The sequence below is a fragment of the Halorubrum sp. BV1 genome, from assembly GCF_000746205.1.
Classification (GTDB): Archaea; Halobacteriota; Halobacteria; order Halobacteriales; family Haloferacaceae; genus Halorubrum.
Genome location: NZ_KN050825.1, coordinates 245,047 through 271,386, shown reverse-complemented (window position 1 = coordinate 271,386; position 26,340 = coordinate 245,047). Strand labels below are relative to the sequence as shown.

General features: G+C 66.1%; 25 protein-coding genes and 1 pseudogene. 14 read left to right on the top strand and 12 right to left on the bottom strand.

The genetic code is table 11. The annotated features are described in order from the left end of the window. Nucleotides 1-56 precede the first annotated feature (56 nt). Entirely contained in the window at nt 57-1,550 is a 1,494-nt protein-coding gene (locus tag EP28_RS12860) for a sensor histidine kinase (RefSeq protein ID WP_049984395.1), read from the top strand. 73 nt (nt 1,551-1,623) lie between these two features. Here the strand turns inward: EP28_RS12860 and EP28_RS12855 are convergent, their stop codons facing one another. The 5 genes from EP28_RS12855 to EP28_RS12835 all read right to left on the bottom strand — a co-directional run bounded on the left by EP28_RS12855 (nt 1,624) and on the right by EP28_RS12835 (nt 5,703). After that, nucleotides 1,624-2,022, bottom strand: coding sequence for a DUF192 domain-containing protein (locus tag EP28_RS12855; RefSeq protein ID WP_049984394.1), 399 nt, complete (start codon nt 2,020-2,022; stop codon nt 1,624-1,626). A gap of 83 nt (nt 2,023-2,105) precedes the next feature. Next, on the bottom strand, nt 2,106-2,360 hold the full coding sequence (locus EP28_RS12850) for a glutathione S-transferase N-terminal domain-containing protein (RefSeq protein WP_049984393.1): 255 nt from the start codon (nt 2,358-2,360) through the stop codon (nt 2,106-2,108). A 129-nt stretch (nt 2,361-2,489) separates the two neighbouring features. Next, complete coding sequence (locus EP28_RS12845) at nt 2,490-3,890, bottom strand: NCS2 family permease (protein ID WP_049984392.1); 1,401 nt, start codon at nt 3,888-3,890, stop codon at nt 2,490-2,492. A gap of 134 nt (nt 3,891-4,024) precedes the next feature. After that, nucleotides 4,025-4,738, bottom strand: coding sequence for a phosphoribosyltransferase family protein (locus EP28_RS12840; RefSeq protein WP_049984391.1), 714 nt, complete (start codon nt 4,736-4,738; stop codon nt 4,025-4,027). Between the two features lie 122 nt (nt 4,739-4,860). After that, entirely contained in the window at nt 4,861-5,703 is an 843-nt protein-coding gene (locus tag EP28_RS12835) for a polyprenyl synthetase family protein (RefSeq protein ID WP_049984390.1), read from the bottom strand. A 152-nt stretch (nt 5,704-5,855) separates the two neighbouring features. Here EP28_RS12835 and argS point away from each other — a divergent pair, with 152 nt between their 5' ends. Continuing rightward, nucleotides 5,856-7,637, top strand: a complete 1,782-nt coding sequence (gene argS / locus EP28_RS12830; protein WP_049984389.1) for an arginine--tRNA ligase — start codon at nt 5,856-5,858, stop codon at nt 7,635-7,637. 99 nt (nt 7,638-7,736) lie between these two features. After that, the gene (prf1, locus tag EP28_RS12825; protein WP_049984388.1) at nt 7,737-8,987 is read left to right on the top strand and encodes a peptide chain release factor aRF-1; all 1,251 of its coding nucleotides are present in this window, start codon (nt 7,737-7,739) and stop codon (nt 8,985-8,987) included. 15 nt (nt 8,988-9,002) lie between these two features. Here the strand turns inward: prf1 and EP28_RS12820 are convergent, their stop codons facing one another. The 6 genes from EP28_RS12820 to EP28_RS12795 form a co-directional block, all read right to left on the bottom strand. Continuing rightward, entirely contained in the window at nt 9,003-9,443 is a 441-nt protein-coding gene (locus tag EP28_RS12820) for a metal-dependent transcriptional regulator (protein WP_049984387.1), read from the bottom strand. Nucleotides 9,444-9,516: 73 nt separating this feature from the next. Continuing rightward, nucleotides 9,517-10,002, bottom strand: coding sequence for a rubrerythrin (locus EP28_RS12815; RefSeq protein WP_049984539.1), 486 nt, complete (start codon nt 10,000-10,002; stop codon nt 9,517-9,519). A 162-nt stretch (nt 10,003-10,164) separates the two neighbouring features. Continuing rightward, the gene (gene sufD, locus EP28_RS12810; RefSeq protein WP_049984386.1) at nt 10,165-11,391 is read right to left on the bottom strand and encodes a Fe-S cluster assembly protein SufD; all 1,227 of its coding nucleotides are present in this window, start codon (nt 11,389-11,391) and stop codon (nt 10,165-10,167) included. 1 nt (nt 11,392) lies between these two features. Beyond that, nucleotides 11,393-12,820: a Fe-S cluster assembly protein SufB gene (gene sufB / locus EP28_RS12805; RefSeq protein WP_049984385.1), complete on the bottom strand. Its 1,428-nt coding sequence runs from the start codon at nt 12,818-12,820 to the stop codon at nt 11,393-11,395. 52 nt (nt 12,821-12,872) lie between these two features. Continuing rightward, complete coding sequence (locus EP28_RS12800; RefSeq protein ID WP_049984384.1) at nt 12,873-13,793, bottom strand: ABC transporter ATP-binding protein; 921 nt, start codon at nt 13,791-13,793, stop codon at nt 12,873-12,875. Between the two features lie 137 nt (nt 13,794-13,930). Further along, complete coding sequence (locus EP28_RS12795) at nt 13,931-18,040, bottom strand: DNA polymerase domain-containing protein (protein ID WP_049984383.1); 4,110 nt, start codon at nt 18,038-18,040, stop codon at nt 13,931-13,933. 101 nt (nt 18,041-18,141) lie between these two features. On the opposite strand from EP28_RS12795, the gene EP28_RS14490 reads away from it, so the two are divergent. The 3 genes from EP28_RS14490 (at nt 18,142) to EP28_RS12785 (ending at nt 19,308) form a co-directional block, all read left to right on the top strand. Continuing rightward, nucleotides 18,142-18,315 carry a DUF7331 family protein gene (locus EP28_RS14490; protein ID WP_196219650.1) on the top strand — a complete coding sequence of 58 codons (174 nt, stop codon included), beginning with the start codon at nt 18,142-18,144 and terminating at the stop codon, nt 18,313-18,315. 75 nt (nt 18,316-18,390) lie between these two features. Then, nucleotides 18,391-18,855: a DUF7322 domain-containing protein gene (locus EP28_RS12790; protein WP_049984382.1), complete on the top strand. Its 465-nt coding sequence runs from the start codon at nt 18,391-18,393 to the stop codon at nt 18,853-18,855. A gap of 27 nt (nt 18,856-18,882) precedes the next feature. Continuing rightward, the gene (locus tag EP28_RS12785; RefSeq protein WP_049984381.1) at nt 18,883-19,308 is read left to right on the top strand and encodes a DUF7346 family protein; all 426 of its coding nucleotides are present in this window, start codon (nt 18,883-18,885) and stop codon (nt 19,306-19,308) included. Between the two features lie 76 nt (nt 19,309-19,384). Here EP28_RS12785 and EP28_RS12780 read toward each other — a convergent pair whose 3' ends face one another. Then, nucleotides 19,385-20,026 (bottom strand): MBL fold metallo-hydrolase, encoded by a 642-nt coding sequence (locus EP28_RS12780; RefSeq protein WP_049984380.1) that lies wholly within the window; start codon nt 20,024-20,026, stop codon nt 19,385-19,387. 140 nt (nt 20,027-20,166) lie between these two features. On the opposite strand from EP28_RS12780, the gene EP28_RS12775 reads away from it, so the two are divergent. The 8 genes and pseudogenes from EP28_RS12775 to EP28_RS12745 all read left to right on the top strand — a co-directional run bounded on the left by EP28_RS12775 (nt 20,167) and on the right by EP28_RS12745 (nt 26,320). Then, entirely contained in the window at nt 20,167-20,349 is a 183-nt protein-coding gene (locus tag EP28_RS12775) for a DUF5786 family protein (protein WP_049984379.1), read from the top strand. 5 nt (nt 20,350-20,354) lie between these two features. Beyond that, nucleotides 20,355-20,933 (top strand): annotated as a pseudogene (locus EP28_RS12770) (DUF99 family protein); the annotation flags it as partial. Between the two features lie 173 nt (nt 20,934-21,106). Further along, nucleotides 21,107-21,718, top strand: coding sequence for a uracil-DNA glycosylase (locus tag EP28_RS12765; protein ID WP_049984378.1), 612 nt, complete (start codon nt 21,107-21,109; stop codon nt 21,716-21,718). A gap of 125 nt (nt 21,719-21,843) precedes the next feature. Further along, a complete protein-coding gene (hisH, locus tag EP28_RS12760) occupies nt 21,844-22,503 on the top strand; it encodes an imidazole glycerol phosphate synthase subunit HisH (protein WP_049984377.1) in 660 nt (219 codons plus the stop codon). A gap of 169 nt (nt 22,504-22,672) precedes the next feature. Continuing rightward, nucleotides 22,673-22,855, top strand: a complete 183-nt coding sequence (locus EP28_RS12755) for an HVO_0416 family zinc finger protein (protein WP_049984376.1) — start codon at nt 22,673-22,675, stop codon at nt 22,853-22,855. Between the two features lie 88 nt (nt 22,856-22,943). Continuing rightward, a complete protein-coding gene (locus tag EP28_RS14485) occupies nt 22,944-23,102 on the top strand; it encodes a DUF7563 family protein (RefSeq protein WP_196219649.1) in 159 nt (52 codons plus the stop codon). Between the two features lie 105 nt (nt 23,103-23,207). Then, complete coding sequence (locus tag EP28_RS12750; protein ID WP_049984375.1) at nt 23,208-25,052, top strand: UvrD-helicase domain-containing protein; 1,845 nt, start codon at nt 23,208-23,210, stop codon at nt 25,050-25,052. Further along, nucleotides 25,049-26,320, top strand: a complete 1,272-nt coding sequence (locus tag EP28_RS12745) for a M24 family metallopeptidase (protein ID WP_049984374.1) — start codon at nt 25,049-25,051, stop codon at nt 26,318-26,320. Before EP28_RS12750 ends, EP28_RS12745 begins: the two co-directional genes overlap by 4 nt. Nucleotides 26,321-26,340 lie beyond the last annotated feature (20 nt).

Genomic DNA, 26,340 nt, shown 5'->3' with positions numbered 1-26,340 from the left:
TTCCGTCGATCCCACCCCCAAACCAATAAGTCGCGACCGCGTCGACAGAGGTAGCGATGGAACGCCGCGAGGGCGACGGCGGGTCGAGCGGAGATCTCCCGTCCGGAGACGATCCCGTGTCGCCCGCCCTCCGGTCGGTGCTGTCCGCGATGCCGACGCCGGCGCTCGCGTGCGATCCGGAGACGCACGCGATCCGGGCGGCGAACTCACCCGCCGTCTCCCTCCTCGATCGGGAGCCCGCGGCGCTGCGGGTGCTCGATCTGTCCACCCTCACTGCCGCCGGGACCACAGTCGACGGCGATTCGGTCGACACGGCGATCGACCGCGCCCGAACCGCCGACGGTGACGCCGGCACGGTCGCGGTGGAGACGGAACCGGTCGACGGAGATGAGAGTCGACAACGGCTCGAACTCACGCCGCGGCTGTCGACGGTCGACGGAGACGAGTGGCTGATCGTCGGGGTCACCGACGTCACGGACCGCCTTCGAGCCGAGAGCCAACTGCGGTCGCAGCTGCGCGTCACGGAGGCGATCGCGTCGACGCTTCCGGGCGCGTTGTTCGAGTGCACCGCGAACGGCACCCTCCACCGGTGGAACGACCGGTTCGCCGCGGACACCGGCTACGAGGGACGCGAGCTGTCGTCGACCGAACTCACCTCGCTGTTCGTTGACTCTGGTCCCGACCGCGGAGGCGGCGCGGGCGGAGCGAGCGTCACCGAGATGCTCCGCCGGGTGTACCGCGACGGCGAGCGCGTCGACCGGGAGGTGACGCTTCTCACCCGCTCCGGCGAGCGCGTCGCCTACCGGCTCACGCTCGGACCGATCACCGACGGCGACGAGGTGGTCGGCGCGGTCGGGATCGGCGAGGACGTGACTGCGACCTCGCTCCGAGAGGAGCGACTCGCCGTGTTGACGCGGGTGTTACGACACAACTTCCGCAACGACCTCAACGTGGTGACGGGGTTCACCGAACGGGCGATCGAGGCCACCGACGATCCGCAACGCGCCGCGGAGCTCGACCGCGTCGTCGACACCGCGGAGCGGCTGCTACGGCTCGGCGAGACGGCACGGAAGGTCGAGCGACTGCTCGCCGACCGGCCGGACCCGCAGCCGCTCGACCTCCGTGAGACAGTCGCCGAGGCGGTCGCGTCGCTGCCGAGAGACCTCCGCGAGCGCGCCGCGATCGACGTCGACGTGCCCGAGGGAGTCACCGTCACCGCGATCGGCTACCTGGCCGAGGCGCTCGCGGAGCTCGTCGACAACGCGATCCGACACAACGACACTGCGAATCCGCGCGTCGAGATCTCGGCCGTGGAGCTGCCGAGCGAGTCGTGGACGTCGCTGGTCGTCGACGACGACGGCCCCGGTATTCCTCCAACCGAACAGGCGGTGCTCACCGGCGAGGAGACGCCGCTCGATCACGCGAGCGGCCTCGGGCTCTGGTACGTCAACTGGATCGTCGGGGCGAGCGGCGGAGCCTTAGACATCACCGAGAGCAGGGACGGTGGGAGCCGGATCGAGATCGAACTCAAGACGGCCGAGACCGGCTGAGCGGTGCGACCCGGACCGGCTGAGCGGTGCGATGCGACCGGGGTCGCTCGCTGTCGCGATCGCGCCGCCGCGCTCACTCGACGAGCTGAACCTCGTCGCCGACCGCGACCTCGTCGGCCGCGCCGGCCGGCAGCTCGACGACCGTGTCGGCGCGTCCCCGGCCGAGTCCGACGAACGGGGCGAGCCGTTTCCGTTTTGTCACCGCGCCGTCGACGAGCCACAGCGCGTCGATAGCGAAGGGGACAAAGAGCATGTGGAGCCACTGGGTGTCCGCGTCCCCGAACGGGAACACGAGCGCGTAGCCGTCGGAGACGGAGCGCCGAAACATCAGGCCGCGAGCCTGTTCGAGCGTCGATCGGGCGACGTCGACGTCGCCGGCGAGGACGGTCTCGATCTCGCCCTCGCTCTCGGCTCCGGCCGCCGTCTGCTCGTCGGACGTGTCACGGCGGTGGACGAGGCGCACGCTCACCACGTTGATGCGGTCGAATAAATAGCCTCGTGGTCGACTGCGGGCGTCACAGTCCGGCGGGATCGGTGCGGCGTCCGTTCTCGCCGTCAGCTCGCGTCGCCGTACGTCTCGTCGAGGTACTCGACGATGTCGTCGCTCTCCGCCATCCCTTCGATGCCGTTGGCCTCGTCGACGAGCACGGGGACGCCGGTCTGGCCGCTTATCTCCTCGACTTCGGTTCGCTCGCCGTGCGAGCGCGGGACCGTGACGGAGTCGTACTCCACGCCGAGGTCGGCGAGTTTGGTCTTCACTTTCGCACAGTACGGGCACCCATCCAGTTCGTACAGCGTCAGGTCAGCCATCGCCGTCACGTACGGGACAGACGCGTAAAGAAGTACTGCGGTCGGTGCGCGTCGCGCGCACGGGCGGTGCATCAGAGAAGGCGGTTGAGCCGAGAGGGTAGTGCGCGCGATCTGTCGGCGCGTGCCGAGTTAGCTCGCCAACGCGCCGAATCGGATCGCGAAGTACCCGATGCACGCGAGCGCCATCAGCCAGTGTCCGAGACGGGTCTCCTCGCTGCGGCCGGCGGCCACCGCGACCACGGGAAAGCTCAGCAGGCCGGCGGCGATCCCGTACGCGATACTCGACGTCAGCGGCATGATGATGATCGTCAGTCCTGCGGGGATAGCGTGCACGAGGTCGTTCCAGTCGATCTCCGTGACGTTCTGAAGCATCATAACCGCGACGACGACGAGTGCGACGTACGGCGCGAACGACGGAATCGCAGACAGAAGCGGTACGAACGGCAGCGAGAGAAGGAACAGGGCTGCGACGACGAGCGCGGTCAGTCCCGTCCGACCGCCCTCGCCGATTCCGGCGGACGATTCGATGTACGTCGTCACCGTCGACGTCCCCAGCAGTCCGCCCACCGTGGTACCGACCGCGTCGGCCATCAGCGGTTTGTCGATGTCCGGCAGGTCACCGGATTCGTCTGTCATTCCGGCCGCCTGTCCGAGGCCGGTGAGCGTCCCGGCGGTGTCGAAGAAGTCGACGAAGAAGAACGTGAACACGACGAGCGCGAATGTGAGCGCCTCGACGTTCTGGAACCCCTCGACGAACGCGAACGCGAGCGGAGAGATGTCGTAGGCGGCGAGGTCGTACGTGATACCGGAGATGCCCGGCGCGAGCGTCGCCGTATCGACGAGTCCCTGGTCTGCACCGCCCGGACGAGGCTCGACCCCAAGTGCGGAGACGAGATACGCGAAGACGCTCGTGAGTAGGATGCCGACGACGATAGCGCCGCGGATGCCTCGGGCCCACAGCGCGAACGTGAGCAGAATTCCGGCCGCCGCGAGGATCGCGATCGGGTCGAGGGCGATGACGGGGTTGAGACTCACGGAGCCGGTGATGATCCGCATCTGTTCGAGTCCGAGCAACGCGAGAAAGAGACCGATCCCGGCACCGACGGACAGCTTGACCGGTTCCGGAAACAGCCTGATGACGTACTCACGCGCGCCGGCCGCGGTCAGCATGATGAACAGGACTCCCTCCAAGAACACGGCCGCGAGTGCCGTCTCCCACGGCACGTTGAGTTCCATGACGACGACAACGAAGAAGGCGTTGAGCCCCATTCCGGGCGCGAGCCCGAAGGGAAGATCAGCGTACAGTCCCATCACCAGCATTGCCGCGACCGACGCGATAATCGTCACCACAGCCAACAGCTGGAACGTGTTCTCTCCGGCGTCGATAGCGTTCGAGAGGATCACCGGATTGACTACGATGATGTACGACATCGTGAGGAACGTCGTCAGTCCGGCGAGAAGTTCGGTCCCGACGTCGGAACCGCGCTCCTCTACGTCGAAGCGCGCTGACAGCGTGTCTGAAAGCCCCATTGAACGGATGTGGATACCGCCGGATCGGGTGATAAGTGTTGCTGAACGGAGTGCACCGATACCCAAGAATGTGGTCAAATTCGTCGAGCGAGCGGCCGATCAGTCACCAAAAATGCGTGAACGTGCCTACTCGCCTACTCGAACGTCGTCAGCGCGCCGACGGGGGCGTCCGTGATCGCTCGCGCGCGCTCCATCCCCTCGTCGCCGACGGCGATGAGCGTGAACACGCCGGTGACGTCGGCGTCGGCCTGCAGGGCGATATCGAGGAGCAGCTCCTGTGTCTCACCCGATCGTATCAGGTCGTCGACGACGAGCACCGTGTCGCCGGCGTCGATGGCGCGCGCGGGCAGGTAGTAGGTGAGTTCGATCCCGGAGGCGAGCCGCTGGCGCGACTCGATGAACTCCTCGACCGCGGTCTCTTTCGACTTCTTGGCGTACGCGAGCCGCGCGTCGAAAAAGGAGGCCATGGCCGCACCGAGCGTGATGCCGTCGGTCGCCGCGGTGAGGATCACGTCCGGCGACTCGAAGGAGAACGTCTCGGCGGCGACCGGCGCGACCAGATCTAGAAACGACTGGTCGAAGACGACACCGCTGTTGTCGACGTACCCCTCGTCGTCGAACGAAACGCGGGCGATCAGCTCGTCCGCGAGCGCGTCGCGACCCACCGCTTCGACGACCTCGCTCGCCCGATCTGCACCGGGCAGCACGTGGCCGTTCACGTAGCGATTCAGGTCGCCGGCTGGGAGCCCCGTCACCGCCGACAGCTCCTCGTACGTTCGCGTCTCCTTGAGCATGCGTAGCACGGCGACCGCCTGCAGCTGGAGGGCCGCCTTCTCTGCTCGATTCATGTCGATGATCGTGATCGCACAAGTATGAATACGTCGAAGTGTCGTTCGCGTGAGAACGCCCGATCAAATCCACGGGTGTGGACATCTCGGACAAGTCGCCGGCCGATCGGCTCGGTGATCCCTTACCGCTCTCTGACGACGACGAACTCGGCCAGATCGCGGAGGTACTCGATCGCTTCCGTCTCGGGTGGGTCGGCGCGGTCGAGCGCGGCCAGCGCGAGTTCGGACTGCTCGCGAGCGCGCTCGTCGATTTCGTCCGGTGTGAGCGACGTGACTTGCACCACCGAGGGGCGGTCCATCTCCGCGTCCTGTCCGGTCGGCTTGCCGAGCGCGTCGGCGTCGGCGGTGGCGTCTAACACGTCGTCGCGCATCTGGAAGGCGACGCCGACGCGCTCTGCGTACTCGCCGAACGAATCGATCGCGTCGGGGTCGGCGTCGCCCGCGACCGCACCGAGCTCGGCGGCGGCCCGGAACAGCGCGCCGGTCTTCCGGCGGGCCAGCTCCATGTACTCCTCCTCGTTGGTCGGACGGGCGGCGAGTTCCGTCGCCTCGCCCTCGCCGAGTTCGACCATCGCTTCGGCGACGGTCCGCATCGCGCGCGGCTCGCCGGAAAAAAGCGCGAACGCCTCGCCTAACAGCCCGTCGCTGGCGACGATCGCCGGACCGTAGCCGAACTCCGCCCACGCGGAGGGGGTGCCCCGCCTGACCTCGGAGCGGTCGATGATGTCGTCGATCACGAGCGACGCGTTGTGGACGAACTCGATCCCGGCGGCGAAGTCGACGGCGTCGTCGGGGTCGCCGTCGAACGCCTCACACGCGAGGATCGTCACCGCGGGCCTGACTCGCTTGCCGCCGGCGAGGACGACGTGACCGACCTCAGCGGACAGCTCGTCCGGCTCCACCTCGCCGATCACGGCTTCGAGCCGCTCTTCGACGAGCGCGACCCGGCGCTGCAGGTACTCCATCTAGTATACGAACGGGACCGCCGCGCAAAGGCCTAACGGAAGGACGACGGAGCCCGCCTCTCCCACCGTGCGCCGTACGTCTCCGCGGAGTGCCGCGTTCGCGGCCGAGCCGCTTCGGAAGGCCCTTTTAACCCGCCGGTCGAACGGACGGTATGTTCAGGCAGTTCCGGTCGGAGGTCGAGGCCGCGCTCGCGGACGCGCTCGCCGCCTTGGACCTCCCGACCGACGACCTCGGCATCGAACGGCCGCCCGACGACATGGACGCGACGCTCGCCTCAAGCGTCGCCTTCCGGCTCGCGGGCGAGGTCGGCGACGCTCCGCCGAACGTCGCGACGCGGGTCGCCGAGGCGGTCGCCGTCGACGACGCCACCTACCTCGCGAGCGTCGACACCGCGGGGCCGTACGTGAACTTCCACGCGAACGACCAGTACCTCGCGGACACCCTCGACGCGGCCGCGACCGACGCCGACTACGGCGCGCTCTCCGACCGAGACACCTCCGTCGTCGTCGAGCACACGAGCGCGAACCCCACGGGACCGGTCCACGTTGGACGCGCGCGAAACCCCATCGTCGGCGACGCGGTGGCGAACCTGTTAGCGTACGCCGGCTACGACGTCGACCGCCACTACTACGTCAACGACGCCGGCCGACAGATGGCGGTGTTCACATGGGCGTACGAGCGGTTCGACGAATCCGACCTCGACGCCGAGCCCGCTCGCGACCGGGCCGAGTACGACCTCGTTCGCTACTACCGGAAGGGGAACGCCTACCTCGAAAACGCGGACTCCGCCGACGTCGAGGCCGCGGAAGCGGAGATATCGGCGATCCTTCAGGGACTCGAAGCCGGCGACGAGGAGACGTACGAGCGCGTCGGGGAGGTCGTCGACACCGTGCTCGGTGGGATGAAAGACTGCCTCGCGCGCCTGCCGGCAGAGTTCGACGAGTTCGTCAAGGAGACCCGATTCATGCGCGACGGGTCGACAGACGAGATCGCGACGCGACTCAAGGAGACAGACCACGCCGTCTACGAGGAGGACGCGTGGCAGCTCGAACTCGACGACTGGGGGATAGACAAGAATCTCGTCTTCTTGCGCTCTGACGACACGAGTCTCTACACCACCCGCGATCTGGCCCACCACGAGTGGAAGTTCGCGAACTACGACCGCGCCGTGACCGTGCTCGGCGAGGACCACAAGCTGCAGGCCGACCAGCTCGATGCGACGCTCGAACTCCTCGGCAACGACGTCGACCGGCTCGGACACGTCATCTACTCGTACGTTAACCTCCCGGAGGGGAAGATGTCGACCCGGCGGGGCACCGGCGTGATGCTCGACGACCTGCTCGACGAGGCCATCGACCGCGCCCGCGAGGCGGTCGAGTCCCGGATGGACGACCGCATCCGCGACGACGACCTGACCGACGCCGACGTCGACCGGATCGCCCACCAGGTCGGGATCGGCGCGGTCCGGTACGACATCGTCTCGAAACAGCCCGCGAAGGCGATCACCTTCGAGTGGGACGACGCGCTCGACTTCGAGGGGCAGTCCGCCCCGTTCGTCCAGTACGTCCACGCGCGCTGTTGCGGAATCTTGGACGAGGCCGAATCCGAGGGCGTGGCCGTCCCCGAACCGGGCGAACCGCTCGACGTCGACGCGAGCGTCCTCGAAACCGAGGAGGCGCGGGATCTGCTGCGCGAGGTCGCGCGGTTCCCGGCCGCGATCGAGTCCGCAGCCGAGGACTTAGAGCCCCACACGATCGCGACGTTCACCCGCGAGTTCGCCGACGCGTACAACGCCTTCTACCGCGAGTGTCCGGTCGTCACCGCCGAGAGCGACGACCTCCGGGCCGCCCGCGTCGCGCTCGTCGCCGCCGCGAGACACACGATGGCGAACGCGCTCGACGTGCTCGGGGTCGAAGCGCCGGAGTCCATGTAGGTCGCTCGCGGATCCGTTCTCTCCGGCCCCGAGTCATCCGATCGCGGTCGAATCGACAGGTCAAAGCTTACTTACACGCACGCGACCGTATCTGAGACAATGAGTAGCGACGCACAGGAGGCGAACGAGGACCGCCGGAAGTACGAGTTCCGGAAGGTCATAGAGGAGCTCAAAGAGTACGAGGGCTCCGGCACGCAACTCGTCACCATCTACATCCCCGAAGACAAGCAGATATCCGACGTGGTGGCACACGTCACCCAAGAGCACAGCGAAGCGTCGAACATCAAGTCGAAGCAGACGCGGACGAACGTTCAGGACGCGCTGACGTCGATCAAAGACCGGCTCCGCTATTACGACACCTTTCCGCCCGACAACGGCATCGTGATCTTCTCCGGCGCGATCGACGCCGGCGGCGGCCAAACTGACATGGTCACCCGAACGCTCGAATCGCCGCCCCAACCCGTCGAGTCGTTCCGGTATCACTGCGACTCCGAGTTCCTCACCGAGCCGCTCGAACACATGCTGGAGGACTCCGGGCTGTTCGGGCTCATCGTCTTGGACCGCCGCGAGGCCAACGTCGGGTGGCTGAAGGGCAAGCGGATCGAACCCGTCAAGTCCGCCTCCTCGCTCGTGCCCGGCAAACAGCGGAAGGGTGGACAGTCCGCCCAGCGGTTCGCCCGGCTCCGCTTGGAGGCCATCGACAACTTCTATCAGGAGGTCGCGGGAATGGCCAACGATCTCTTCGTCGACAAGCGACACGAGCTCGACGGGATATTAGTCGGCGGTCCCTCGCCGACGAAAGACGAGTTCCTCGACGGCGACTACCTCCACCACGAGCTACAGGACAAGGTTCTCGGCAAGTTCGACGTGGCCTACACCGACGAGTCCGGGCTCAAAGACCTCGTCGACAACGCCAGCGAGGCACTCGCCGACCAGGAGATAGTCGAGGACAAACGCAACATGGAGGAGTTCTTCGAGAAGCTCCACACCGGCGAGGAGGCAACCTACGGCTTCGAGCAGACCCGCCGGAACCTGATCATGGGCTCGGTCGACCGCCTTCTCATCTCCGAGGACCTCCGCTCCGACGTCGTCGTCTACGAGTGTCCGAACGGCCACGAGGAGTACGAAGTCGTCGACGCGCGACACTCGACGCCGACACACGAGTGTTCGGAGTGCGGCGAGGACGCCGACGTCGAGGAGCGCGAGGACGTCATCGAACACCTGATGACCATCGCCGAGCAGCGCGGGACGGAGACGAAGTTCATCTCCACCGACTTCGAGAAGGGTGAACAGCTGCTCGACGCGTTCGGCGGAATCGCGGGTATTCTCCGGTACTCGACCGGGGTCTAAAACCGCCGACGAGAGCTACTGTTCCGGCTCCGCCGGCACCGCCGCGACCTCCAGACACGCACAGGCGTCCGTCTCAGGGTCGAAACAGTCCGGACACTCCGGCTCGCGGTCGATTATCGTGTCCAGCCGGTCGGCGACGGTGTCGTCGATCACGGCTTCCAGCTCGCGCGCCTCCGCGCGGAACTCGTCGACGGCGAGCACGTTCGCGAGAAACCGCTCGATGATACAGTACGTCTGCAGGGCGTCTCGGGCCTGCACGATACCGTCGTCGGTCAGCCGGACGCCCTTGTACTTCTCGTGTTCGGCGAACCCGCGCGATTCGAGCTTGCCGATCATCTCGTTTGCGCTCGCCGGACTCACGCCGAGCGCGTCGGCGATCGAGCCGGTCGAGGCGGGACCGTCTTCCTGCTTCTGTACGACGTATATCGTCTTGAGGTACTGGTCTGCGGTGTTCACGGCATCCCTCCGTCGGCGGTCGTCGTTCGCGCTGGTCCGGTCTCTCGGCTCATCCTCACGCTCGTCGCTCGGATCATCGTCGCTCCATGACCTCCGTCACCTCGCTCACGCCCTCCGCCTCGTCCGCGCGGATAGTCCGAAGCGTCCCCATGAGTTCCGCGCGGTCGATCGAAAACTCGGCGTCCGAGGCCTCGATCGCCTCGATGAGGTCGTCGTAGAACTTGTAGGCGGTTTCTTCGTTACACAGCTGGTCGTACAACACGCCGTCGAAGTCGTCGGGCTGCGTCCGACCGTATCGGGCGTCGACGAGCGATTCGATCTCGTCGAACGGGACGCTGTCGACTCCGAGCCCCTCGATGAGCGTCTCTAGGCGCTCGCGGTGGTCGGCGGACTCCTCGGCGGCGTCCGCGAGCAGCGTTTCGACCTCTTCGTCGAGCTCGGCGTCGAGGCTCTGGTAGTGGTGGTGCGCCCGCGCCTCCACGACCTCTTCTAACACGATCCCGATCTGTAACAGCCGGGCGAGCTGGTCGTCGGACGCGATCCGCTGGCTCACGCTCACGGCGACCACCCGGTCCCGGTCGATACGCCCGTTCGCATACACGTCACCTCGGCCGTAGTCCGACTTAAGCGGTTCCCCTCGTGGGACGGCTCGGTATCGACGGCCTGCTCGCGACGCTGATCGTGTGCGTGGGGGAGAAAAAACGAGACGAACGGAGCGCGGCTACTGCAGCCGCCGCAAGACGAGTTCCTGGACGTCGTCGCGGAACTCGTCGACCGCGATCTCCTCTAACACGGGCACGAAGAAGCCCTCGACGAGCATGTTCCGCGCCGTGCGCGAGTCGATCGAACGACTCTCCAAGTAGAACAGGTCCTCGGCGTCGACCTGCCCGACCGTGGCGGAGTGGGACGCCTCGGTGTCGTGGTTGTGGATGATCAGCTTCGGCGACGCGTCGGCCTCGGCGTCGTCCGAGAGCATCAGCGTGTTCTCGCGCTGGTAGCTGGAGGTGTTCCACGCGTCCTCGCCGACGTCCTGTACGCCCTCGTAGACGGAGCGGGCGACGTCGTCGAGCACGCCGCGCGTGACGAGGTCGGCCGTCGTCTGCTCGGCCTGGTGCCACACGCGGGCGTTGATGTCGAAGTGCTGGTCGTCGGTCCCGAAGAACGTCCCGACGATCTGGCTCTCGGAGCCGTCGCCGTTCAGCTCGGTTTCGACGTCAGACCGGGTGAGCTTCGAGCCGAAGTTGCTCTCGATCCAGTCGACCGTCGCGTACGTGTCCGTCACGGCACGCTTCAGCGAGTAGGTGTACGTGTCCGTATCGAGGTTCTGGAGCGAGCCGAACTGGACGTTCGAGTTCTCGCCGGCGACGATCTCGACGAGGTTCGAGAAGTACCGGTCACCCTCGGCGTCCGAGGTGGCCTCGCCGTCACCCGACTCGATCGCTTCGAGGATCGTCACCGACGACGACTCCTCGGCGACGACGAGCGTCTGGCTGAAAAGCGAGCGGGAGTTCATCTCCGCGCGGGCGGTGACGTCCTCGACGTCGACGCCCTCGGGGACGTACACGAACGTCCCCGTCGTGAAGAGCGCGACAGACAGCGCCGTGAGGTAGTTGTGCTCGGGATCGAGCACGGAACCGAAGTTCGCCTCGATGACGTCGCCGTACTCGTCGAACGCCTCCGTGAACGGGAGGACGACGACATCGTCGTCGCCGCCGCCGCGCTCCGTCGCGTCCGACTGGTTCAGCGGATCGACGAGCGCCTCGAAGTCGAGCGACTCCAGATCGGTCCACAGGCGGCCCGGCGTCTGGATCACGTCTGGAAGCTCCGCGGTCTCCAACGCCGCCAGGGCGTCGAGTCGGGTTTCCAAGAGCCACTCGGGCTCGTCGCGTTCGTCGGCGATGCGTCGTACCGTGTCCTCTGAGAGGCTCTCGATTGCTTTCGTGCTCATGTTATCCGAGCGAACCTTCCATCTCCAGCTCGACGAGCCGGTTCAGCTCGACGGCGTACTCGATGGGCAGCTCTTCCGTGATCGGCTCGATGAAGCCCGAGACGATCATCTGTTTCGCGTCGTCGTCGTCGAGGCCGCGCGACTGCAGGTAGAAGATGTCCTCGTCGCCGATCTTTCCGACGGTGGCCTCGTGGGCGACGTCGACCTTCGACTCGTTGATCTCCATGTACGGCATCGTGTCGGAGGTCGACTCGTTGTCGAACATCAGCGCGTCACACTCCACGGCGGTCGAGGAGTTCTCCGCGCCGTCGGCGATGTGGACGAGCCCGCGGTAGTTCGTGCGGCCGCCGTCCTTCGCTATCGACTTCGACTCCACGGTGGATTTCGTGTCCGGTGCGTTGTGATACACCTTCGCACCGGTGTCGATGTCCTGTCCCTCGCCGGCCATGGCGATGGTGATGTGGTTGTCGGACGCGCCGCGGCCCTTCAGGATCGTCGAGGGGTACAGCATCGTCGCCTTCGACCCCATCGACCCGGAGATCCACTCCATGCGTCCGCCCTTTTCGGCGATGGCGCGTTTCGTGTTCAGGTTGTACGTGTTCTTCGACCAGTTCTGCACCGTCGAGTACTGGACGTGCGCGTCCTCGCCGACGAACACCTCGACGCCGCCGGAGTGGAGGTTGAACGCCGAGTACTTCGGCGCGGAACAGCCCTCGATGTAGTGGACCTCGGAGCCCTCCTCGGCGATGATGAGCGTGTGTTCGAACTGGCCCATCCCCTCGGAGTTCATCCGGAAGTACGCCTGCACCGGCATGTCGACGGTGGTGTTCTCCGGGACGTACACGAACGAGCCGCCGGACCAGATCGCGCCGTGGAGCGCGGCGAACTTGTTGTCGCTCGGGGGGACACACTTCGTCATGAAGTGCTCTTTGACGATCTCTTCGTGCTCTTGGACCGCCTTGTCCATGTCACAGAAGATGACGCCCTTGTCCTCCCACCGCTCCTGCATGTTCTGGTAGACGATCTCGGACTCGTACTGCGCGCCGACGCCCGAGAGCGCGTTCTTCTCGGCCTCCGGGATGCCCAGCTTGTCGAACGTGTCTTGGATCTCCTCGGGGAGGTCCTCCCAGCTGTCGGCACCGCCGCGAGCCTCGATGTCCGGACGGATGTAGGGAACGATCTCGTCGATGTCGACCTCAGAGAGGTCCGGCTGTCCGGGCCAGTCGGTCGGCATCGGCATCTCCTGGAACTGCTTGAGCGCGCGAAGGCGACGCTCTAACATCCACTCCGGCTCGTCTTTGTCCTCCGAGATGATGCGGACCGTCTCCTCTGTGAGCCCCTTGTCGCTCTTGAAGGCGGATTTTTCCTCCTTCTTGAACTCGAAGCGCTCCTCCGTGTTCGTCTCTTTTAGGTGATCTTGTGAACTCATATCAATTGGTTACAGTTCTGGTTGTATAGTGTTGTTGCGTAATCACGAGTAATTACGCGTCGGCGAGTGCTTCCTCGCGGACCCAGTCGTAGCCCTCGTCTTCGAGCTGCTCCGCGAGCTCCGCGCCCCCGCTCTTGGCGACCTCGCCGTCCAACATTACGTGGACGTGGTCCGGCTCAACGTAGTCGAGGATGCGCTGGTAGTGGGTGATCTGGAGGATACCCGTTCCCTGCTCGTCGCGCAGCGCGTTGATTCCCTTCGAGACGTCCTGGAGACGGTCGATGTCGAGTCCGGAGTCGATCTCGTCGAGCACGGCGACGGCGGGCTCTAACATCGCGGCCTGTAACACCTCGTTCTGTTTCTTCTCACCGCCGGAGAAGCCGGCGTTGAGGTATCGCTGCATGAACTTCTCGTCCATGTCGAGAAGCTCCATCTTCTCGGAGAGGATCTCCTGGAACTCGGCGACGCCGATCTCGCCGTCGTCCGCGGGACCCTCCATCGGAGAGGTGTCGTAGCCCTCGTCGTCAGCGTCGGTCTCGTTTTCTTCGTCCGCTTCGTCTTCGAACAGCTCCTCGCGCTCGTCCGCCTTGGCGTTGAGCGCCTGTCGGAGGAAGTTCGTCATGGTGACGCCCTCGATCTCCGCGGGGTACTGGAAGCCGAGGAAGATGCCGAGTGCGGCGCGCTCGTTGGGTTCGAGTTCCAGAAGCTCCCAGTGATAATCCTCGTCGTCGAGATCGGCGTCGACGTCGGCGACATCCTCGTCGTCGAGGTGGAGGAGGATCTCGCCCTCTGTTACCTCGTAGGCGGGGTGTCCGGCGATGACCTTCGCAGTCGTCGATTTCCCGGAGCCGTTCGGCCCCATCAGCGCGTGGATCTCGCCGGAGTTAACCGTGAGATCGACACCGCGGAGAATCCGTTCGCCGCCCTCTTCAGCCACTCGTGCGTGTAGATTGTTGATTTCGAGAGTTGCCATATGTCGTCTCGGTACCTCGTACGTGGACACTGGTGACTTAGGAGGTTAATGGTTACGCATCTCCCCGTCAAAACTCTCGAATTAAGTAAGAAATTTTCTACTGATCAAAAACTGCTTTCAGATATTCGCGATCGCGTTCACATGAACGAGCCCAGTCCGGTTTGCTCTTGGCCCGTTTTGACTTCCTCCCACGACATCCCGAGGGCCTCGATGACGCGCTCTATCGGCCCTTTCAGCGTCTTATCGAGCATCTTCTCCCAGTCGACATCGAACTCTTCAGGGACCTGATCGGCGTACTCGAAACAGATCACGTCCGGGTCGCGTTTGAACTCCCCGTACAGCGGGTCGCGCTGCGGGTCGAGTCCCCTCTCGTCTTCCATCCGCGCCCAGAAGTCCGGATGGACCTTCTCGACGTACAGCCGCTTCGGCTTCGACCCGCTCCCGAAGTTGGTCCCGAGCATCAGGTTGGCGTACTTCGCTCCCCGGACCTGCGCGGTCGGCGTCTCGTAGGCGTCGAGCTTCTTGCCGATCCCCCCGGGAATGCCGATCTCCTCTAAATCGACGTCGCCGTCGAGCACGCGCGCGATGACGTCCACGAGATATGCTTTCACCGCTTCCATGTCCTCGTCGATGTCGTCGCCCGTCACGATCGTCTCGATGACATTCTGTTGGACCTCCTTCGTGATGCCGGCGATGTCCGAGCGCTTGTACTCGAAGCCGGTGATGTCGATGTCGTCGACGTCTTTGCCTTCCTTCCAGATGATGTGACCGGCGTACCGCTTCTTTTTGCCCGCCTGGAAGAACCGCCGGTAGAGCTTCTCGAACTCGATCTCGAAGCGGTGAGAGTCGGCGTTTAACTCCTCGCGCGCGAAGTCGTCGTAGCGCTCGTTGATGTGGTCCTCAATCTCGAAGGAAGTCTCGATCGCCTTTTCTTTCGATAAATCACCAAGTGAAAGCATAACGGAGTCGGTGTTGTGAAGCACCACGCCACCGACGCCATCGACGAAATTCTCGTTGTCGGCGACGCTGAGGTCGTACACGTATCCGTCGTGATCCACCTCTTTCACGACCGGATCACGACCTCGGCGATAGAAGTCGCACGTTCGAATCGTGTAGCTGTCCTTCGCGTCTCGGTACTTGAGCGAGTGTTTCCTCTCGCGCTGGGTGAGTAGCATGGACAGCCCAGCAGCGAGTTCCCGGCTCGTCGTCTCGAAGTCGAAATTCCGCTCCGCGTACTCCTTAGAATACCGCGGGAATTCACGCGACCCGTCGCCCTCGACGAGCACGTCGACGAAGAGCTGCTGTAATTCGTCTGGGAGACTGAATACGAACCCGGGAACTCGCTTCCCGCGTGACGTCTGTCCGGCGAACTCGCGGAAGAAGACCGCCGACAGCTCGTTCATCATCTGGAGCTTGCAGGTGGTGTCGTCGTACGTGACGGACTGCTCGCCGTCGCCGGTTTCGTACGCCACCCTGCGCTCCGCCGCTGTGTCGGATGCAATGACACTAGCTGTCGCTCCCTCGAATAGCCGATGGTAGTCCTCGCGAAGGCCCTCTAGCCACTCTTCACGCGACTCGGCGATACTCGCACCGAATTTTGAATCAGTAGTCTCGATGGTAGAGGCGCTTCCCTCGGTCACGTACGCCGCGAGCAGTCGGACGAGCGATCGGCCCTCTTCGGAACGAAGGTCGATGTATCGACGCACCTTGATTGCCTTCTCAATAGCGTCGTGGTGCTCATGCCCGAACCAGACCCACTGGTCGTCTGCGTGGATCCGTTTGGTTTTCGACCTGGCGTTTTCGCTGCCGACGCTACGTCCGTCCTCATACTCCCGAGCGTAGCCGTTTAACACCTCGTACACGTCAATTGTGTCGATGGTGTCCACGTTGGGAAACCCTGGAATCCGAACCGGCTCCTTGACGTCTTCGGGAGCCGTCTCGACGAACTCGTCACCATCATCAACAATGTAGGAGTGATCTCGCGTCGTCGCCGATTCGCCGAACTTGTGCTGAAGGCTGACTACGGGTCTGTCCGTCTCGTGCCGGATCGCCTGTTCGATCGGTTTCCACTCCGGCTTTCCATCGGAGGAGAGGGATAGGGCTTCCCAGCCTGGAAGCCGTCTCCTGTCTTTTCCGAAGACGCTCGACGCGACCGGCCCTCCATCGGCCGTGACAAGGACCTCTGCGGTCGCGTCTCGGTCGGCTCGATCGAAGAGATCCTCGATGGGAAGGATTCGAACGATCCCCTCTGGATCCCGGACGACGACTGGTCGGTCACCGGTAACGCTGTCCCCGTACGTTACTTCCCTGTCGAGTTCTTCGGTCACGTCGGCGGTGAAGTCGATCACCTCACGGTTGGTGGAGGTGACGCCAGCGCTCATCTCGCGGTCGTACAGGCGGAACCGATCCCACCCGAAGACGCCGTACAGACTGTTCATCAAAACCTTGACGGCTCCCTGCTGGCGATCGTACTGTTCGTACGCCTCGGTACCGGGATCGTGTTCGTTTCGGAGCGCTTTCTTCTCCTCGCGCTCGTCGAGCAGTTCGGTCACCATCTCCCGGATGATGCCGTCCGGCTCCTTCCGGAAGTGGACGCCCGTCGGGGTCTGATAGGTGTCGCCGTCGTACTCGTCGGGGTCAACTTTCGTCTCTGGAGACGCGTTGATCGTCACCATCGACATGGGATACAACGACTTCAGGTCGAGGACGCTCACCATCTCGCGGACCCCCGAGATCGGGTCGAACACCGCGCCGCCCTCGAACTCCTCGGCCTCCTGTTGGCCCTTGGAGGGGAGCGCGAAGTTTCCGTACGCCATGTGGAGCACGTACATGTCGACCGCGTCGCCCGGCGTCGTCGCGTCTTCCAGTTTACACCCGACGATCTTGCGGGCGTCGTCCCAGAAGGCGATCACGTCCTGCGTGCGATCGATCTCGACGCACAGTTCCACGTCGCGGATGCTGTACTCCAGCAGTCGCTCGGGGTCCTGCTCCCAGAGGTCGCCGATGTCGCCGGTGTACCGCTCCTTTCCCACCCCCAGCTCGCGCTCGCCGACGGCGTCGAGCCGGTACGACTCAAGCTCCGTGAACATGGTGCGCTTGTAGGCGTACAGGAGATCGAAGACGACTCGCCCCTTGATGTCCGGGCCGCCCCAGCCCGAGCGCCACACCTCGCCGATCCGGGAGAGCCGGTCGACGGAGAGGTCGTACTGGCTCCCGTCGTCGAGCATCTCCAACCGGTCGAGGACGTACGGCGCGTCGAAGTCCTCGAAGTTCCACCCAGTCAACAGGTCCGGGTCGGTGTCGTCGATGTACGCGACGAACGCGTCCAGCATCGCGGCCTCCTCCTCGAAGGTGCGGACCTCGAAGTCGATCTCTCCGTCGTCGCCGACGATCCCCTCGTAGTCGGGGAGGTTCTCCGGGGGCGGGATCTCGGCTTCGGGCGCGTCGTACAGCCAGACGACGTACTCGTCGTCGTAGGAGTCGTGGCTCGTGAGACAGATGATCGGCTCCTCGCCGTCTTCGGGGAACCCGCGGCGGTCGTCGACCTCGATGTCGAAGGTGTTCACCCGGAGGTCGGCGTCGACCGCCGCGGGTTCGAGCATGCCCTCGTGGACCTGAATCGTTCCCTCCTCGTCGTCGAGCCGCCGCTCCTCGACCCGGATGCCGCCGTTGAGACCGTTGTCTATCAGAAAGCGGTTCGGGAAGAGGATGTCCGCCTCGAACGTCGTCGCGAAGTCGTCGCGGATGTTCCCCACGTCGCGGGGGGTACGGGTGACGATCCGGGTGAGCGGCTCGCCGCGGATACTCTCGTACGGCTCACCGTCGGCGTTCTCCTCGCGCGTTCCGATCACCACGTCGTACTCCTCGACCGGGTCGCGGTCGAGGTCGGCCGTGGGAACGTAAAAATACGGCTCGACGCCAAGCACGCGAACGTGTTCGACGACGTCGTTCTCGGCGTCGACGTGCTCCGCCGGACGCCGCCCGAAGACGTGGACGACGGGGTACTCGTCGCTCCCGTACCCCTCGACCGCGTAGTCGATCTGGGTGATCATCAGCTCGACGGTCCCGGTCGAGTCCGGGAACTTCGCCTCGTCGACGTCGACCACGTCGCTGACGCGGCCGCGTCCGCCGCCGGCGACGACCGCCGCCTCCTCGGCGGCGAGGTCGTCGCGGTCGGCCGCGCCCCCTCCCGAGCCGTCGTCCGTCACATCGGACGACGAGAAGTCCGACAGCCCCGACTGAGTCATACGCGCCTTTCGTCGCACCCGGCTAAAAAGCCCGTCTTTCGGGTGCGGCGAGGACTCCCGCCACGGAAAGGCATATATCATGCCACATCATACCAATGTCCATGTCTTCGGACCCACGTTCGGACTTCGGGCGGTCTCGTGCGGTCGAGCGCGACGCGGACGACGCCGAGGTGGAGGTGTACGAGGACGACGGAAACGTGGTGCTTTTCGACGCCGCCAACCCCCTCGCGTGGGTCGAAGCGAACCGAACGGTCAGGCTCGCGGACGCGCTCTGAGCGACGCGAACAGTTCGGTGCGAGCCGAGCAGTGCGGACGGAACCCCTTTGGCCCACCCTGACCTACCGGTGGCCGTGTTCCCCTTCGACGAGGACGACGAGGGTGAGGTCTCCTTCGGCGAGCAGTCCGACGCCGAGCGCGAGATGACGCCGGATATTCCGACAGCCCCCTCGGTGCGATCGTTCGACGACGACGGGGACTTCGAGGGCGCGAGCGACGTGGACCCGGGAACGCTCCGGGCGTTCGTCGCCGCGGTGATCTACGCCAACGCGGCGGTGCTTTTCGTCGCGCTCGGGCCGATGGTGTGGTACTTCGAGGGATGGACGCGGATCGGCGCGGGGCTGTCCGTCGCCGGGCTCCTCTCCGGGATCCGAACGTACCAGACGTACCGCGCGTGGCAGCGAGACCGCGACGCGGCGGGGTCTGCGGACGCGGCCGACTCGGCCGGCCCCGATTCGATCGATCCCGACCCCGGTTCCGCCGCTGACGCGAACCACCCCGACGACGCCGACGGGGACGACGGATCCCCGGAAGCGTAATAGCCGGGAAGCCGCTCTGTCATGTCGATGCAAACGGTCCGTGACGCCGACGGCGAGACGTACCTCCTCGTGAAACGCTCCGCGGAGTCGAGCCGAGTCCGCGACCCGGCCACCGGCGAGGAGCGGTACGTCGACAACGAGGAACTGTCGGTCGTGGCGGGCGAATCTCCCCTCGCGACCGCGGCAAGCGGCGTTCCGGCGGCGGTTCGGCGGGTCCTGCGAGCGGTACACGACGACCGCTCGCTCGGCCTGCTCGCCGTCGTCGTCGACGACGGGCCGATCGCCGTGCTCGACCTGCTCGATACCGCCGACATGTGCGAGTCCGACCTTCACGGGACGGTCGCCGAACTCCGCGCGGCCGGACTGATCGACGAAACCGAGGTCGCCGGTCGGCGCGGCTACGAGGCGACCGCCGTCGCCGTCGAGGGACTGGCGCTGCTCCGGGACGAGTGACTGCGTTCGACGGGCACGAAGGCGGTTCGTCGACGCGTCGTGCCGTCCGCCGTCCCACGGCGGCGGTCTGTGGGCGTCAGTTGTCGGGGTACTTCGGCTCGCGGCGCTCGGCGCGTTCGGTCGCGCGTTCGAGGACTTCGCGGACGGTGTCGGGGCCGTCGCTCGCGCGGTAGACGTCGCCGTGGCCGGGGTACATCGCGTCGACCGTGTCCGGAAGCCGGTCGAGGAGCGTGTGGAGGCTCTCGATCAGGCGCTCGCGAGACTGCCCAGCCATGTCGGTTCGACCGAACGAGCCGTCGTCGAACGCCCCGTCGTTGTACACGAACACGTCGCCGGAGTAGAGCCGCGTGTCGCCGACGAGAGAGACGTGGTCGTCAGCGTGCCCGGGCGTGAACACGACCTCGCACGCCTCGTCGCCGACGAGAATCTCGTCGCCGTCGCCGATCGCCACGTCCCGCCGCGGGTGAGAGCCGTTCGCGTACAGCGTCGCGTCGAAGCGGTCGAGTACCGCGTCCAACTCTCCAACGTGGTCGTGGTGTTGGTGAGTCACGATGACGCGATCGAGACCGTCGACGCCGGCGTCGGCGAGTGCGTCTGCGATCACGTCCCCGACGCCGGGCATCGTGCCGGCGTCGACGAGTGTCGTCGCCTCGCCGGGGACCAGGTACGCGTTGCAGGTGAACTCTTCCGCGTCTGCGGTGACCGTGATCGGTTCCATACACACGCGACGTCGCGCGGCGAATAAAAACGTGCAGTTCGGCGGACGAAACTCGCAGCTCGGCAGACGGCGGATTCCGGCACTGACCCCCGCTACCGACAGGGGTTTTATCTGTCGTCGGCCGCTATTCCTTGACACACATGGGCTTCGGAAGCTACGACGAATCCGAACAGGAGAACCAAGACCTGGACGCGGATTTCGACGACGATAACGGAGTCCGCGCGGCCGAATCGGCCCACGAGGGGTCGGTCGACTACGAGCCCGGCGCGTCGAACGACGAGCTCCTCGACCGTCTCCAGGACATCAAATCCGAGGAGACCTGAATCGGGTGAGACCGCCGAGCCGGACGCTCGGGATCGCATTTTCCGACGGCGACCGAACCAGTCGCGTAGCCGGTGCCGTCGTCAGGGCCGACGCCACCCTCGACGGTCTCGGTTTCGGCCGGTGTACGGTCGGCGGTACCGACGCGACCGATGCCGTGGCCGACCTCGTCCGCGCGCTCGGTCGCGAGGACGTTCGCCACGTCGCCTGCGACGGGATCGCCCCCGCGTGGTTCAACGTCCTCGATCTCCACCGGCTCCACGAGGCCCTCGACGTGCCGGTGTACTCGGTGAGCTACGAGCCGAGCCCCGGGCTCGAACCGACGCTTCGCGAGGCGTTCGACGGGGACGCGCTCGCGAGCCGCCTCGCGACGTATCGATCGCTTCCGCCCCGGGTTCGGGTCGAGACGCCGGACTCGGGCGGGGCAGACGGGTCGAACCCGCTGTTCGTCCGCGCGGTCGGGCTCGACAGCGACGCCGCGGCGGCCGCGGCCCGCGGGCTCGTCTGCGAGGGATTTCGGCGGCCGGAACCGCTCCGGGTGGCCGGTATCGCAGCGAGCGCCCACCGCGAGGCGATCGCGGCGGACGAGCCGGCTGACGCCGACGAGCCAGCTGAAGCCACCGAGGCGGCCGACGTCGATGGATCGACCGACGTCGATGGATCGACCGACGCCGACGAGTCGACCGACGCCGGCGACCCGGAGTGAGGCGACGCGGTGAACGGGAGCCACTTATGTCGCGGCCGTGCCGATACGGCCGCATGACCGAACTCGACGACGACCTCCGCGTGTCCGCCTGCGAGCGCTGTCCGGTGCTCGCCGAGTCCCGGACTCGGATCGTCGACGGCGTCGGCCCGACGGACGCCGATCTGCTGTTCGTGGGCGAGGGTCCGGGAGCGAACGAAGACGAGCTGGGCGAGCCCTTCGTCGGGCGGTCTGGCGACGTGCTCGACGAGGCGCTCCGGGACGCTGGGCTCGCGCGGGCGGACGTGCGGATAACGAACTGCGTCCGGTGTCGGCCGCCGGACAACCGCGACCCGACGGGCGAGGAACTGGCCAACTGCCGCGGCTACCTCGACGCCGAGATCGACCGGCTCGCGCCCGACCTGATCGTGACCCTCGGGAAGGTCCCGAGCGAGCACCTGCTCGACCGGTCGGTCGCGATCACGTCGGAAGCGGGCGAGGTCGTCGACGCTCGGATCGCGGGCGCATCGCGTCGGGTGCTCCTCTCCGTTCATCCGGCGGCGACGCTGTACGACCGGAGTCAGCGCGAGGGGTTCTTCGAGGGGATCGCGCTGGCCGCGGAGGTCGCCGGTGTCGGCGGCGCGACCGACTCGGGCGGCGACGGCCAGTCGCGCCTCGGCGAGTTTTGAGGTCGCGGTCGGCCGAACGCAAGGGCCTCGTCGCCCCGTCTCCTGAGACGCACCCGGGGTCGTCGCGTCACTCGGGCGACTGTCGCAAGGGAAACCGACTTTTCCGTGCCCCTCTGAGTGGGCGTATGAGCACCTTCGAGCCGCCGGCGGAGACGCTTGCGGACGTCGTGTTGGTCGACTACGGCCTCGGGAACCTCCGGTCCGCCACCCGCGGCCTCGAACGCGCGGGCGCGTCGGTTGCGATCTCCGACGACCCCGAGGCGTTCGCCGAGGCCGACGGCGTCGTCCTCCCCGGCGTCGGCGCGTTCCGCGAGGGAATGGAGAACGCCGGCCCGCTGCGCGAGGCGCTGACGGACCACGCCGACGCCGGTCGCCCGCTCTTCGGGATCTGTCTCGGCATGCAGATGCTTCTCACGTCGAGCGAGGAGGCCGACCACGAGGGGGAAGGCGAGGTGACCGGGCTCGATCTCGTCCCCGGCACCAACGTCCGGTTCGACGTGGACCGAAAGGTGCCGCACATGGGGTGGAACGAGCTGTCGGTGGAGCGCGACCATCCCATCGTCGACGGGGTCGACGGCCGGTACGCCTACTTCGTCCACTCCTATTACGCCGAACCGGACGACCCCGATGCCGTGGTCGCCACCGCCGACTACGGGGTCGACTTCCCGGCCGTCGTGGCCAACGACGCGGGCAACGTGTTCGGGACCCAGTTCCACCCCGAAAAGAGTGGTGAGACGGGGCTGCAGATCCTGCGAAACTTCGTCGAGTACTGCGCGGACCGCTAGGCCCGGAGACATCGATCGTCGCGACTACGATTGCCGCGGCCGCGGCGCTTCAACCCCACAATTCTCGGAGTATTCCGTGTATTTGCGATGCGTGTGCGACTCCTCGGCAATGCGGTTCCGTGAGAACCACGACAAGATATATATACGCGCATGGCATTAACTAGCATGCATGTCTAGTAGTGCACCCAGCTCGGACGACGACGTGTTCGACGAGTTCCTGTCCGATCGCGGCCACGAGACAGAGATCGTACGCTGGGAGCGATCCTATAACAAGCTTCAGTGCCCGGAGTGTGGTGCACTACACCCCGAGGGGACGGCCCGGTGTGGCGTCTGCGACTGGCGGCCGACCTGAGCGTTTACCCGCCAGTCGACCGGTGAGCGGCTTTCTTTCGAACGCGATCGGCGGTAGCGTTATATAGTATCAATCGTGAGTCACGACCATGCCGACCTGCCAGAACTGTGGATCGTTCGTCACGGCCGACTACGTTCGGGTGTTCACCCCGAACGAGGTCGACCGGCCGCGCGTCTGTCCGGCCTGCGAAAATCTCGTGCGCGACGGGGGAGACGTCCGCGAGGCCCGCGCGACCCGGGGCAACTGAAACGCGCCTCCGACGATGCGTCACCGAGCACACCCCGGCCGAGCGACATTCCCGCCGTCTCCCCGAGCCACGGCGTTTAAGAAGAACCGGAATCTGGGGTAGATAATGACCGATCCCACGGTGACGCGACTCTTCGGCGGTCCGGGCAGCGGGAAGACCACGGCGCTTCTGGACCGCGTCGAGGGGATCCTCGACGACGAGGGCGCGGACGTTCGCGACGTGCTCGTCGTCTCGTACACGCGCGCGGCCGCGGCCGAGATCCGCGAGCGGCTCGCGGAGCGACTCGACATCTCGCCGCGGAGCCTCCAGGGGAACGTGAGCACGATGCACGCGAAGGCGTACGAGCTGCTCGACCTCTCTCGCGGTGACGTGGTCGGCGAAGACGACAAGGAGGCGTTCTGCGAGGAGTACGGCATCGAGTTCGAGGACCAACACGGTGGAGCCGGCCGCCGGACCGCACGGTCGACGACCATCGGGAACAAGATCATCGCCACCTCGCAGTGGCTCCAGCGCACCGAGCGCGACGTTGCGGACTGGTACGACGTCCCCTTCCAGTGGAACGTCGAAGAGGTCCGACTACCGCCAGAAGAGGACCCGAACGCCCAGCAGGGGAACAAGTACACGCCGACGTGGCCCTCCGACGACGACCGGATCGACATCCCGGAGACGATCCGCGCGTGGCGTGCGTACAAGGGCGATAACGACCTCGTCGGCTTCGCCGACATGCTCGAACGCGTCGCGCAGCGGTCGCTCGTGCCGAACGTCGATTACCTGATCATCGACGAGTTTCAGGACATCACGACGCTACAGTACAACGTCTTTGAGGAGTGGCGACCGCACATGCGGAAAGTGCTCATCGCCGGCGACGACGACCAGGTCGTCTACGCGTGGCAGGGTGCGGACCCCGACCTCCTCTTGGACACCGACGTGGACGAGGATGTCGTCCTCCCGAACTCCTACCGGCTTCCCTCCGAGATTCTCAACGTCGTCAACGCGGAGATCCGCCACATCGACAAGCGACAGGAGAAGGATCTGCACCCGCGCAAGGAGGGCGGGGCCGTCGAGGCGATCGAATCGCCGTCGATGCTCGAACTCGTCCGGAACGTCCGGTACACGATCGACGACGACGAGGGGAGTGTGATGTGTCTGTTCCGCGCGCGCTACCAGATGTTCGATTTCATCGACGAGTTCATCGACCACGGGATCCCCTTCACGATGCTGACGGACGGACGAATGTGGACAGACCGCATCCAGGACTACGTGAGCGCCATCGAGAAGACGGACGCGGGCGATCCCGTGAACGGGTTAGAGGCCCGCCGGCTCGCCGACATGTTACAGGACTCGGCGTTCGGCACGCACGACCGCGATGAGTTCTACGACTTCCTCGACGACCGCGAGGAGGCGGCCGACGCGGACGATGTCGCGCAGATCGAGGTGACGACGGATGAACTCGACGACTTCATCCCCTTCATGCCGGACGCGGAGAGCGCCGACGACATGGTTCGGAAGGTGACGAGCTTCCAGCGGAAGTCGATGGGCGCGTACTTCGGCGGCGACTACGAGGGAATGGACCCGACGCGCGTCCGGGTCGGCACCATCCACTCGGCGAAGGGGCGCGAGGCGGATCACGTGTTCGTCGCGACCGACCTCACGGAGAAGGTGGTCGAGCAGATGGCCGCTTCCATCGACGACCCGACCGACGTCGACGGCGTCGAGGAGTTCACCAAGACGACGAGCCCCGTTCCGCTTCTCACCGACAACGAGCGGCGCGTCTTCTACGTCGGGATGTCCCGCGCCCGCGAGCGGCTCGTCATCATGGAGAGTCTGATAAGCGGTGCGCCGACCCTGCCGATCAGCGTTCTGCTGTTCAACGAGCTTCGCGAGGAGCCGGCACAGGAACTCGTTGAAGAGGTACAGGCGGAGCTCGCGGTCCCCGAACCCGAGCCGTGAGCGACGGGAGCGACTCGCTGTGTCGACCGCTCCGAACCGATCTCACACGGATCACTGAGGCAGTCGCGGCCGCGGACGCAGACGCCTTCGTCGCGGTCGGCGACGGGTTCGACGCCGACCGCCGATATCTCACGCGCGTCCCCGGCTCGGACCGGGCGTCTGCTGTGGTCGTCGCGCCGTCGGAGAACGCTGGGGGACGCGCGGTCTACTGTGTTCCGTCCGCGCTCCGCGAGCAGGCCGATCGGCAGTTCATTGCGGCCGCGCGCGCCGGAGATGACACCGGATTCCACGACTCCGTCTCCCGCGAGGTACGAGCCGAGCGCGACGGCAGCCACATGGGGGAGCGTGCGGCCGCGGCGGTCCGCGACCTGCTCGGCGACGCGGACGAGGAGCGGAGCCTCCTCGTTCCCGCGTCGATCCCGCACGACGCGGCCGTGTACCTCGAACGCGCCGGCAACGAACTCGCGTCGACCGACGCGGTCGCGACGGCCAGATCGCTCAAGACGGACGCCGAGATCGACCGCCTTCGCCGGGTCCAGCGCGCGGCCGTCGCGGGCGTCGCACGCGCCGAGACGGTGCTGGCCGAAAGCACGGCCGACGACGCGGACGCCGCCGCCCGCGAACGCCCGAACCGACGCCCGGCCCTCCGCTGGGACGGATCCCCTCTGACCGCGGAGCGCCTGCGGCGGGCGGTGAACGTCACGCTCGCGGCCGAGGGCGTCGGTGACGCCGGCGACACGGCGGTCGCCGTCGGTGGATCGGCGAACGGCCGCAGTCACTCTCGGACCGATCAGATCCGACCGGGCGAAACCGTCGTCGTCAGCCTCTCACCGCGCGGACCGGACGGGTACCGCGGCGACGTGACCCGCACGTTCGTCGTCGACGGCGACGGCGGCTGGGAGCGGCGGGCGTCCGTCGCAGTCGAGGCCGCGCGCGAGGCCGCGCTGGCAGCGATCGAGGCGGGCGTGCCGGTCGCGACCGTCGACGGCGAAGCGGCCGCGGAACTCGCGGCGTACGGGTTCGATCCGAATCCCGGACCCGACGAGTCCGGGGCGACCCGCGAGACGGTCCGCGGCGTCGGGCTACGCCGGCACGAGGCCCCGTCGAACGGGACGAATCTGCGGCCGGACCATGTGGTCGCCGTCGAGGCGGGCGTCCGCGACCCGACGGCCGGCCGCGTGCGCCTTGGCGACCTCGTCGTCGTCACCGACGACGGATACGAACTGCTCGCCGAGCATCCGCTCGGGATCGCGCCCGAGCCGCGGTAGACTGCCGAGCACGCCGGCGG